This window comes from Congregibacter sp. (assembly GCF_965662665.1).
Classification (GTDB): Bacteria; Pseudomonadota; Gammaproteobacteria; order Pseudomonadales; family Halieaceae; genus Congregibacter.
The window spans coordinates 32,831-44,303 of record NZ_CBFIIF010000024.1 but is presented as its reverse complement, the minus strand read 5'-3'; the positions used below and the strand labels follow the sequence as shown (position 1 = coordinate 44,303).

The window sequence follows — 11,473 nt, the reverse complement described above, 5'->3', positions numbered from 1 at the left end:
GTTTGCTAACCCCGTGTTGCAAACCGCTCCAGGCCCAGAAACCCTATCTCTGACGTCGAGTGATCGTCGACCGCAAGCTCGGCCATCACCGCTCCCATGGCAGACATAAACTTAAAACCATGGCCTGAAAAACCGGTAGCAAAAACGACGTTCTCATTATCGGGATCGCGATCAATGATGAAGTGACCGTCGTCGCTCATGGTGTACATACAGACGTCGTGTCTAAGGGGGTTTGGCGATAGCGATGGAAAGATATCGTCGATGAGCTTTCCTGGGCCGCTGGCATCGCCTGGCCGGAGCGACCGATCCAAGGCCAGTGGATTATCGAGGCGAGATCCACCGGAGTGCTCTGCAAGTTTTACTGTCTTGCCGTCAATGCAGGGAAATCCGTAGTAGCTGCCGTGAGGCAGTTCTATAAAAAAGGTGCTCTGCGGTACCGGGGACGCCTCTTGTCTCGGATACCAGGCCAATACCTTGCGAAGTACGTGAAGATTCGCGGCTTTAGCTACTGCAGGCAACAGCGCCGGCGCCCAGGCTCCTGCGGTGAGCACAAGCCGATCCGCCGAGTACTCGCCGCGATTAGTCTGCACATCAACGCCTGCCCCGGTTGACTGAAAACCCACAATAAACTCATCTGTGTTAAGTGTGGCGCCGTGCTTTTGGGCAAGTCTCGCGTAGCTGCGTACGCAGTCCTCAACCTTGAGATAGCCTCCGCTTGGCTCCCACAAAACATCACTTCCCTCAGGAATAGAAAATGCCGGAAAGCGTTCGCCGCAGTCGGCGATGGAAATGTCCTCCACCGGCACGCCGTAACGTTCTGCGGCAAGGCGTGATCCCCCAAGAATTTCACCGCCGGGCGGCCCGATCATCAACAGGCCACAGAGATCCATGAGGGCTTCATGGGACTCTTCCTCAAGTTCACGCCAGAGGTCATAAGCGCGCCTGAGCAGGGGCACGTAATCCGGGTGCTCAAAATAGGCCTGTCGGATAACGCGCGTCTCCCCATGGGAACTGCCGCGTTCGTGCCGCGGATCAATTCGGTCAAAGGCGATGACGCGATGACCCTGGCGGGCCAGATGATAGAGAGCGCTGGCGCCACAACCACCGACCCCGGCCACCAGAATATCTGCGGTTTGCTTACCCAATTCTGCCTCCTATGTCCGTCTGGCGGCCTGCAGCAACTCAGAGCCTTCCAGTCAGCGGGTGCTTAGCCGGTTTTTTGCGTTTCGATAGGCCGCTGCGGCGCTATACAGATCCTGAGCGAATACGCCCAGGGAATTATAGAGCGTAACGTCCGTTGCAGATAAGCGCCCCTCAATGCCGCCGGTGGCTACTTCACCAATCTCGCCAATAATCTGATCCACCGTATAACGACCTTGCTTAACGGGAATCATGACATCACCGCCTTCGGCGGTGGTCGATGCCAGGGAGTCGACAAATACTCTGGAGTTTTGGATCAACGCCGTGTTAGCCTCTCGGGTACTCAGGCTATGAGAGCCAACGAGATTGATATGGGTGCCGGCCTCGACCCACTCACCCTTTAATAGCGGCTGCTCAGAAGCAGTCACCGTACACAGGATGTCGCAACGGGCAGCGTCTCTGGCCTCTGATACGACCTCCACCCGTAAGCCTGTGCGCCTTGAATGTTGTTCGGCAAACACGGCAGCGGATTTCGAATTTCTCGCCCAGAGCAACACTCTGTCAATGCTACGAACGGCAGCAATGGCATCGATGTGAGTCGCTGCCTGCGCGCCTGCGCCAAAAATCCCAAGGGTGCTCGCATCGGGGCGTGCTAGCAAATCGGTGGCAAGGGCCGATGCGGCAGCGGTACGCAAACCCGTTACCGAAGCGCCATCAATCATTGCCTTGGGTTCTCCGGTATCAAAGTCAAAGAGCACGATGACGCCCTGAATAGTGGGGAGCCCTTTGGTCGCGTTTTCGTCATGCAGACTGATGAGTTTCGCACCGTAGTAACCCAGTTCCCGGGCGCCGCCCGGCATAAAAAGCATGGACTTCCCTGAGTCAATGGGCAGAGATGTCCGAAGCGGTGCGTGGAAGTCGCCGTGGGAGAACGCAATCATCGCCTCCCGAACCGCTGTCATACATTCCTGGATACTTAGGTATTGCTGGAGTTGTTCGGCGCTGATGAAAACCATGGTGAGTTTTTTATAGCCTTGCTTTGATGGTGTTTTTCTTTGGAGGTCGATTGGTCGCAGGTGGGTTCTTCACTGCACTACTGAACGCTACTGCCCCCGAGCCTGCTTCAGCAAGCTGGGCTTTAGTTGCGTCGACTGGCTCCCACTGGTCAGCAGCACCTCGCCTTCGGAAATCGTGCATTGCAGTTCCAATCCGGGGGCCGCCAACTGGGCCAGTGCTGCAAGTTCATCATCAGTCACGCTGTAAACCGAGAGATTGTCGAAGCGGGCGAGGGCGCTCTCGTTCTTCTGCCACCACACTTTCAAGGCACGCTCGCCGTAAGCGTAAAGCACCACCTCCCGGGCGCGACCACTGGCTTTACGCAGCCTGTCGGGGTCGGGTGTACCCAGCTCAATCCACAGATCAATGGAATCAGTGAGATCCTTCAGCCAAAGGTCTGGCTCGTCGTCGGTGCTGATGCCGCGGCCAAACTGTAAGTGCTCATGGGCGTGCATGGCGAAAGCGGCGACGCGAAGCATCATCCGCGCATCGGTCTCCGAAGGATGGCGGGCAACCGCCAAAGAAAAATCCTCATAGACGTGACGATCAAGGTCAGCGACGTTCAGCTTAATCTTGAAGACCGTAGATTTTAGAGCCATATCAGACCTTTACGCGGTTTAGTTGATAACCACTTGAAATAGAGGGCTTGTGGCGTCTTTGATTGTGAACTTGTCAATCGCGAATACAACTTTTTAATGCAATTAGGTTTTATTACCGAATACCGCGCCGGCGGCGTTTTGTAACATTTTTGCAACATGGCATCCATAGCATTCCCACGTCTTCAAATGCTCTGAGGGGGGCTATTCCTGTGAAGAAATCCATGTCTCAAATGTTTGCTCGTAAGGCGCTCGTTCGCGCTATCGCCAGCGCTTCGGTCATAGGGGGCGTTGCCCTGTCTATGCCGTCCTACGCTCAAGAAACCAGTGCTGCCGTAAGGGGTGTTGTAACCGGGTCCACCGGACAGCCCATCGCTGGTGCGGAAGTTGAAATCAAAAGCCTGGCAACAGGTGTTACCAAGAGAGCGACTACCGACGGCACAGGTAGTTACTTTGTTCGCCAGCTTCCTGCGGGTGTTGATTACAGTGTCTCTGTCCGGGCGTCCGGTGAAGGGACTGCAAGAACCGAGCGCCTGCCGCTGACCGTAGGTGAGTCGGTGCAGATGGATTACCGACTGGGCAGCAGCGCCCTGGAAGAAGTCGTTGTACTCGGCCGCTCTGTAGCAGTCGCTGATACAGCCATTGGGCCAACCGCTGTATTCAGCGCGTCGGATTTGCAAGACTCCCCTGCGATCAATCGAAACATCAATGATGTAATCGGTCAGGACCCGCGTATTTATATCGATCAATCTGGATCTGCCGACGCCATTCAGTGTAACGGTGCAAACCCGCGCTTTAACAGCCTGACGCTTGATGGTATTCGTTTGAACGATGGCTTCGGTCTTAACTCAAACGGCTACCCAACACAGCGGATGCCATTTCCTTTCGATGCGGTCTCCAGCGTCGCCGTAGAGATGGCGCCGATGAGCGTTGTTTATGGTGGATTCTCTGCTTGTAACATCAACGCGGTGACCAAGTCCGGTGGGAACGAATTGTTCGGTTCTCTCTTCATGGACTACACCAGTGACGCGTTTCAGGGTGATTCTCTCGAGGGCGAAGATGTAGAAGTGCCTGATTACGATGAGACTCGCTATGGCGTGGAAGTCGGTGGCGCGATCATCAAGGACAAGCTGTTTTTCTACGGCGCCTATGAAAAGTATGAAGGCGTTGATTTCAACAATCGTGGCGCTCAAGGTTCTGGAGCCATTAACGAAGTGCTGGTAAGTCAGGCTGAGCTTGACGAGATTCGTCAGATTGCTAACGATGTCTATCAGTACTCCCCGGGAACGAGTTCACCGGGTGTCACAGACTTTGACGATGAGAAGTACATCGCCAAGTTGGATTGGTATGCAACGGATTCGCAGCGTGTTGCCCTGACTTATATGTACAACGACTCGTTTAACGTCACGGAGTCCGATGGTGACCTCAACGAGTTTGAGTTTGCGGATCACTTTTACAACCGTGGCGCAGAGCTTGAGTCCATTATCGCAAGTCTTTATTCCGACTGGACCGACAACTTTTCCACCGAGGTTCGTATTGCGCGCACCGATGTAGATTTCTTGCAGGTGCCACGCGCGGGTAATGAGTTCGGTGAAATTAGGGTCGAACTCGATAATGTTGATGTATATCTCGGGGGTGATGACAGTCGTCACGCAAATGAGCTGAACTACACCATCGATCAAATGGTATTCCGTGGTCGTTACCAGCTAGGTGCTCACACGATTACCGGTGGTTTCGAGCGTGAGGAATACGATATTTTCAACCTGTTCTACCAGCACGTAGACACAGAGATTCGCTTTGATGGCATCGAGAACTTCCGCAATGGTTTGGCTGATCGCGTTTACTACGGTAACGCCATATCGAATAACCAGGATGACATCGCTGAGTCTTTCAGCTACGCCATCAACTATCTTTACTTGCAGGACGAGTGGCAGGTTAACGATAAGCTGCGCATGACCTTCGGTCTTCGCTATGACCGCTACGAGACCGATGATGCGCCTAACCTGAATGCGGATTTCACCCGTAGCTACGGCTTTGGCAACAATCAGACTCTCGATGGCAGAGACTTGATTCAGCCACGCTTTGGCGCGACCTATGACTTCACTGAGGATCTTAGCCTTCGCGCGGGTGTTGGCTTATTCTCGGGTGGTAATCCGAACGTTTGGCTGTCTAATACTTACAGCAACACGTCTACGACAGCGGTTCAGGCTCGCATAGATGATGTGGATCTTTTTGCTCAGAACTACGTGAACTGTGAGGATGGCGTTCCTACAGGTCCGGGTTATTGTGTTCCCCAGAATATCGCGGACGTAGTGGGCTCAGGAGACGGAAGCAACTTCGAGATTATTTATCTTGATCCGGATTTCGATATCCCTAGCGAGTGGAAGTACACCGCGGGTCTGACCTGGTATGGACCCATGGATTGGGTATTGACGGCAGATCTGCAGGTCAGCCGTGGTGAAGATACCGCTATCTATAAGCGGGCAGATCTTGAGCAGACGGGGACCAACGATCTGGGCTACCCCATCTACGAGAGTGTTCGTGAGCCGGCCTTTGTGCTGACGAACTCCAGCAATGGAAACGAGTCTGAGTCCCTGTCTTTCAGCGGCTTCAAGAGCTGGGACAACGGTTTTGATCTGCGTCTTGGCTATGCCTACACGCAGGCCGAAGACGTTAACCCCATGGGCTCCTCCGTGGCCTTCTCAAACTACATCTTCCGCGCCTTCGAAGATCCTCAGGCAGAAACCCTGGGAACATCTGACTGGCAGGTTGAGCACCGTTTTACAACGGTTCTTAACTACACGGCAGATTTCTTTAATGGCTACGAGACACGCATCTCACTGTTCGGTCAGTACAACTCAGGCCTGCCCTACAGCCTGACCTTGAGTGGAGCCGAAGGAACGATCGGGGCTTACGACTTCCAGCCGTTCCTGGACTTCGAACCCAACGTTCTGCCCATCGGCGGAGAGCGTAACGGCGAGACAGGTTCGTCCTTCAGTAAGGTCGACATGCGTATCACGCAGGAGCTTCCCGGGTTTAGTTCCGAGCACCGCGGCAGTCTGTTTGTTGTGGTCGACAACCTGACTAACCTGATCAATGACGAGTGGGGCATTTTCCGACAGCCTAATCGTCCAGGTGTTACTCAGTCAGATATCGACAACAATGCCGAGCAGCAGCGAGTGGGTGGAACCTCACTCTGGAGCATGCGAGTTGGGGTAAACTACAGCTTCTAAGCTTACTCGATCACAAAGCCCCGCCTTCGTGAGAGGGTGGGGCTTTTTTTGTGTGGTTATTTGCATGCTTGTTAGTAGATATTTTTGCACGATACCTTCAAATTTTTTTCAGTAATACACGAGTAATCGCATCTTGAGCGACGCGTCACTATCTTACATTCTGAGTTTTTCCTGCCCCGATTCCATTGGTGTTGTGGCGCGCTATTCGAATCTGTTTTACGAGTGTGGGATTAACATCACTGAGATCTCCAACTACACCGATCCCGTGAGCAACACGTTTTTTTTGCGCTGCGTGTTTGATGTGAGTGGCATGAGTTGCAGCCTCGAGCAGTTCGAGGCGCGCTTGCGCCCTGTGGCTGATGAGTTGCAGATGGCTTACACCCTGCGATGCGCCACGGCCTTGCCCAAGGTTGTTATCGCGGTATCTCGTTATGATCATTGCCTTACGGCCTTGCTGACAAAGCAGCGCTCCGGCGCTTTACCTGCAAGTATTGTGGCAGTGGTCAGCAACCATGAGGACTGTCGGGCGCTTAGCGAGTGGCACGATATCCCGTTTCACTATTTGCCCATTACCCCGGATATCAAGCCCGCTCAAGAGCAACAGCTTTTAGCCATTATGGAGAGCAGTGACGTTGATTTATTGGTGCTTGCCCGCTATATGCAGATACTGTCTGATGATCTCTGCGCCCAGTTGTCGGGCCGGGCGATCAACATTCATCACTCTTTTTTGCCGGGCTTTAAAGGCGCGAAACCCTACCACCAGGCCTACGATCGCGGCGTAAAGGTTATTGGTGCCACCGCGCATTATGTCACTGCGGATCTGGACGAGGGTCCTATCATTGCGCAGGAGGTGCGACCCATTGATCACGAGATTTCCGTGGAGCAAATGGTTCACCTGGGCCACGATACGGAGGCTACGGCCCTGTCTCAGGCCGTAAGACTGCACTGCGAACAGCGAGTCATATTAAACGGTCAACGGACCGTCGTACTTTAACCTACTGGAGTTTTCATGAGCGCATCAATCATCGACGGCAAAGCGACGGCGCAGGCCTTGCGACAGCGACTAGCCGTGGAGGTTTCCCGTATAGACGCTGAGTACGGCTGGGTGCCGGGTTTGGCTGTCGTGCTGGTTGGGGAAGATCCCGCGAGCCAGGTTTATGTTCGCAATAAAGGTAAGCAGACCGCTGAAGCTGGGATGCGTAGCTTCGAGCACAAGCTCCCCGCGAGCACGAGTGAGAAGGAGCTCCTGGATCTGGTGGCGTCACTAAACGCAGATGACGCGGTAAACGGCATATTAGTGCAGTTACCGTTGCCAGCTCACATCGACGCTCAACTTGTGATTGAATCTATTGACCCGGCGAAGGATGTTGATGGGTTCCACCCGATGAACACGGGTGCTTTGTCCAACGGCGATCCCACTGCTCTTGTGCCATGTACACCATTAGGATGTCTCATGATGCTTAGAGAGCAGTTTCCTGAGCGCATGGCAGGGCTCAATGCCGTGGTGGTAGGGCGGAGTAATATCGTGGGCAAGCCTATGGCGCAGTTGCTGATTGCCGAAAGCTGTACGGTGACCGTGGCACACTCAAAGACCAGAGATCTCCCTGGGCTTTGCCAGACTGCGGACATACTCGTTGCAGCAGTGGGCAGACCAGAAATGGTTCGCGGTGACTGGGTGAAAGAAGGCGCTGTGGTGATCGACGTCGGTATCAATCGCATACAGCTTGAGGGTCAGGAGAAAGCGCGTCTCGTGGGCGATGTGGCCTTTAGCGAGGCGTCAGAAAGAGCGCGAGCTATCACGCCGGTCCCCGGTGGAGTAGGGCCCATGACCATCGCGTGTCTGCTGCGCAACACGGTCGTTGCCGCCTGTCGACAGCACCGTGTGGTGTGTGAGCTTTCCTAAGCCTTTTACGCCGGAAAGTCTTTTACTCGGGAAAAGCTTTTAGCACTTCACGCAATAGATCCCAGCGATTAAATCCCTGCTTGCCGTAGTCGAGGCCTCGACGCACGATCACCAGATCGTGCGAAGGATCAATGATTACATACTGCCCACGATTACCCGCGGTGCTGTAGGCATCTGCAGGGACATCTTCTTTTCGGCTGTCGGGCACTAACCACCACTGAGCGCCATAGTCATTGCCACGAGAGGCGGATGCCGGGGCAGGCGCGCGAGAGAATTCAATCCACGCTTCGGAGATTAAGCGCTCGCCCTCCCATACGCCATTATTCAAATAAAGAAGGCCAAAGCGGCCCAGGTCCCGGGCGTTCGTATATACCTGACTACTCAATATGAAGTCGCCAAAGCGATCCGTGGATAGCAAGGTGTTGCGCATGCCAATGCGATCAAGCAAACGTTTTCTGGGGAACTCTCGGTAGGCGGAATGGCTCGGCAGGGTATCTTTGAAAGCTTTAACCGCAAGCAGTGTGTCGTAGTTTTCGTAATCCCAGAAGCTGCCGGGCTCACGAACGAGTCCACGATTTCGCGCGCCATCCACAGAGCTTGCGCCTGCCCAATAGGACAGCCCTGAGCCCGTAGCGTACTCCATGTTAAAGCTGTCGATGGGGTAGAGCCCGCTGGACATGTTGAGCAGATGGCGAAGGGTGATCGCGTTTCTTGGATCTTCACCGCCGGAGAGTGCTGGCGACCAATCTATGGCTACAGGAGAATCCAGCGCCATTTTTCCGCTGTCTACCTGCATACCAATCAGCGTTGCGGCGATGCTCTTCGCGGTTGACCAGGTGCGGGTGCGCGTTGTTTGATCAATGCCATCGGCGTAGCGCTCGTGGATAATCTTACCCTGATGAATCACCAGCAAGCTAAGTGTGTCTTGCTCGTCCGTCTCTCGATTAAAAGCCCAGTCTGAGGCTTGGTCTAGCGCTTCTGCATTGAGGGTAGTCGGTACGGGCATGCTCGCGTGGGCGTCACCGTTAGGCCAATCGAGGGCACGCAAGTCTACTTTGGAGTAGGGCATGTCCAGCACAGGAAGGTCGTCGATGTCCTCCAAGCTCATGTCCGGTGCCATCACCACGCAGCCGATGCCTTTGCGGAAGGCAGAGATTATCGCGGGACCATGTTCATTGCCGCCGACGCTAACGGCTTGCTCTCTGGGATAAATGGTGTAGGGGCCGCCGCTGGCATCGCCGATGACGTGTTCCCCCAGGTAGGCGAGTTCCTGATCGAAAACCTGCTCAAGACTTCTTCTTGAGGTGAACAGGCCATTACAGGTCAATAGCGATTGCACGCCATTGCGAATGAGCTGGCGATTGGCAGAAAAATAGTCGTAGCTTTCTTCGGCCGCTAGCGCAGTCATGTTGAGGCTGCTGATGAGTGTTGCGCTGAGTGCGTACGGCACCAGCCCCAAGAGGCGAACACGAACCATAGAGCAATTCCCACAGTCACAAAACCACGACTATACACGGAGGCGACTGTGTCGTGGAGCTTGGCTGGGGATTCCGCTGAAGCAACGCTTGCTAGGGACGCACGGTCCGGATAAGACTAGAATGACGCGGCGACTTTAGCGGTTAACAGGAGACACCGTGACACAGGGAGACAGCCTTACCTACGGGACACGCGATACGGTAACCGGCGGAGCGCTTATCGATGTGTCCCGTGGCGATCAGGAACCCGCGCTACGTGGTGCACAGATTCTTGCAAAGTCTCTCGTAGCTGAAGGAGTTGATACCTTGTTTGGCTATCCCGGAGGCGCCAATCTCGAAATATTTGATGTGCTGCCTCAGTTTGGGATTCGATGCATTCGCACGGAACACGAACAGGGCGCGGTTCACGCTGCCCAGGGTTACGCGCGGGTTACGGGACGCCCGGGGGTGTGTCTCGCAACGTCCGGGCCTGGCGCCACCAATCTGGTCACCGGAATTGCTGATGCGAACAGCGACTCGACTCCCCTGGTGGCAATCACCGGAAATGTCCCCTCGCATTTGTTAGGCAAAAATGCCTTCCAGGAAGTGGATATCGTTGCGGTTACCGAGGCAATCACCAAGCGAAACTATCTGGTGAAGCGTGTTGGAGATATACCCGAAGTAGTGCGTGAGGCGTTTTGTCTGGCCGGGGGCAATCGCCCGGGGCCGGTACTCATCGACATCCCCAAAGATATTCAGCAGCAGTATCCCAAGGATCCCGAAGGTAACTACAAGGCACCGCGCATTCCTGCGGTGATCGATGCCCCCGAGGCGATGATGGCAGGAATGGAACCCGCCCAGTTAGAAGAGTGCATACGCCTGATTCGTGACAGTGAGCAACCGGTAATCTACGCAGGCGGCGGGATCGGGGTAGCGCAAGGCGAGGCGACGTTGCTGGCCTTTGCTGAAAAAGCGCAGATCCCTGTGACCTGGACCATTATGGGCGTAGGCTGTTTTCCGGTAGATCACCCACTGTCCCTCGATGTGCTGGGTATGCATGGTGCTAAGTATGCCAACCGCGCGATTTACGAGGCCGATTTGGTACTGGCGCTGGGTGTCCGTTTTGATGATCGCGTGACCGGTAATGTTGCACAGTTCGCCAAAGGGGCTCGGATCGTGCACATCGATATCGATAGGAGCGAACTCAATAAGAACAAGACGGTCACGCTGCCGATACGCGCTGACCTCAAGCCGGCACTGACGCAGTTGCTGGAAGCTTGTGATCCCGTGGCGTCGCGTGAGTGGACAACGACCGTGGGTGGCTGGAAGCAGGACTACCCCTATCCCGAATCAGATTCTCAGGGTCTAAAGCCCCAACACGTGATTCGCGCGCTCTGCGAAGCCACTGACGGCGAGGCGATTGTATCTTTGGGGGTCGGTCAGCATCAGATGTGGGCGATGCAGTTTTATCGCTCCAGGCAGCCGCGCTCCTTTTTAAGCTCGTCTGGCTTTGGGACCATGGGTTACGGTTTGCCCGCGGCCATTGGGGCCAAGGTAGCGACACCGGAGCGCCAGGTTATTGATATTGACGGAGATGGCTCGCTTAACATGACCATTCACGAGCTATCGACCTGCCATCGTTATGGCATTGGTGTAAAAACCGTCGTTATCAACAACCAATGGCTGGGAATGGTCCGCCAGTGGCAGGACATGATTTACGATGCTCACCGCGCCGGCTCTGACTTGTCTGACCCCATGGCGATTAAGGCCAGCGATGATGCTGATATCTATCCGGACTTTTTGAGTATCGCCAAAGGTTATCGCGTCACTGCCGAGCGGGTGCGCAGCGCCCAGGAGTTGCCTGCTGCGATCGCACGCATGCTCGCAGATCCTCACGAGCCCTATTTATTAGACGTCATTGTTGAGGCCGAGGAGAATGTCTATCCCATGATTCCTGCGGGAGGCACTTATCTTGACATCATTATGAGTGCCGATGATCTCAAAAGCAGTGACTCCGATACGCAGGGTAGTAACATTTGAGGGCTTTGGGTATGAGCTGAGAGGAAGGCATTTGTCCATCTTTGATTTCAT

8 protein-coding genes are annotated in these 11,473 nt (G+C 54.6%); 4 read left to right on the top strand and 4 right to left on the bottom strand.

The features are described 5' to 3' along the window. Positions 1–5 precede the first annotated feature (5 nt). From solA to ACTG39_RS10540, 3 genes are all read right to left on the bottom strand, one after another. Positions 6–1,145, bottom strand: a complete 1,140-nt coding sequence (gene solA / locus ACTG39_RS10550) for an N-methyl-L-tryptophan oxidase (RefSeq protein WP_439107518.1) — start codon at positions 1,143–1,145, stop codon at positions 6–8. Positions 1,146–1,196: 51 nt separating this feature from the next. Further along, positions 1,197–2,156, bottom strand: coding sequence for an ornithine cyclodeaminase family protein (locus ACTG39_RS10545; protein WP_439107517.1), 960 nt, complete (start codon positions 2,154–2,156; stop codon positions 1,197–1,199). An 87-nt stretch (positions 2,157–2,243) separates the two neighbouring features. Continuing rightward, the gene (locus ACTG39_RS10540) at positions 2,244–2,795 is read right to left on the bottom strand and encodes a YaeQ family protein (RefSeq protein WP_439107516.1); all 552 of its coding nucleotides are present in this window, start codon (positions 2,793–2,795) and stop codon (positions 2,244–2,246) included. Positions 2,796–3,016: 221 nt separating this feature from the next. On the opposite strand from ACTG39_RS10540, the gene ACTG39_RS10535 reads away from it, so the two are divergent. The 3 genes from ACTG39_RS10535 to folD all read left to right on the top strand — a co-directional run bounded on the left by ACTG39_RS10535 (position 3,017) and on the right by folD (position 7,928). Further along, positions 3,017–6,025: a TonB-dependent receptor gene (locus ACTG39_RS10535; RefSeq protein WP_439107515.1), complete on the top strand. Its 3,009-nt coding sequence runs from the start codon at positions 3,017–3,019 to the stop codon at positions 6,023–6,025. A 133-nt stretch (positions 6,026–6,158) separates the two neighbouring features. Next, on the top strand, positions 6,159–7,019 hold the full coding sequence (purU, locus tag ACTG39_RS10530) for a formyltetrahydrofolate deformylase (RefSeq protein WP_439107514.1): 861 nt from the start codon (positions 6,159–6,161) through the stop codon (positions 7,017–7,019). A gap of 15 nt (positions 7,020–7,034) precedes the next feature. Then, complete coding sequence (gene folD, locus ACTG39_RS10525) at positions 7,035–7,928, top strand: bifunctional methylenetetrahydrofolate dehydrogenase/methenyltetrahydrofolate cyclohydrolase FolD (protein ID WP_439107513.1); 894 nt, start codon at positions 7,035–7,037, stop codon at positions 7,926–7,928. 22 nt (positions 7,929–7,950) lie between these two features. Here the strand turns inward: folD and ACTG39_RS10520 are convergent, their stop codons facing one another. Continuing rightward, on the bottom strand, positions 7,951–9,405 hold the full coding sequence (locus tag ACTG39_RS10520) for a serine hydrolase domain-containing protein (RefSeq protein WP_439107512.1): 1,455 nt from the start codon (positions 9,403–9,405) through the stop codon (positions 7,951–7,953). Positions 9,406–9,562: 157 nt separating this feature from the next. Between ACTG39_RS10520 and ilvB the strand changes: the two genes are divergently transcribed. Continuing rightward, entirely contained in the window at positions 9,563–11,422 is a 1,860-nt protein-coding gene (gene ilvB / locus ACTG39_RS10515) for a biosynthetic-type acetolactate synthase large subunit (protein ID WP_439107511.1), read from the top strand. Positions 11,423–11,473: the final 51 nt, after the last annotated feature.

Excerpts from the sequence above, each read along its gene's own strand:
- ACTG39_RS10540 (WP_439107516.1), bottom strand. The coding sequence starts at position 2,795 with ATGGCTCTAAAATCTACGGTCTTCAAGATTAAGCTGAACGTCGCTGAC.
- ACTG39_RS10520 (WP_439107512.1), bottom strand. The coding sequence starts at position 9,405 with ATGGTTCGTGTTCGCCTCTTGGGGCTGGTGCCGTACGCACTCAGCGCA.
- ACTG39_RS10545 (WP_439107517.1), bottom strand. The coding sequence starts at position 2,156 with ATGGTTTTCATCAGCGCCGAACAACTCCAGCAATACCTAAGTATCCAG.
- folD (WP_439107513.1), top strand. The coding sequence starts at position 7,035 with ATGAGCGCATCAATCATCGACGGCAAAGCGACGGCGCAGGCCTTGCGA.
- ACTG39_RS10535 (WP_439107515.1), top strand. The coding sequence starts at position 3,017 with ATGTCTCAAATGTTTGCTCGTAAGGCGCTCGTTCGCGCTATCGCCAGC.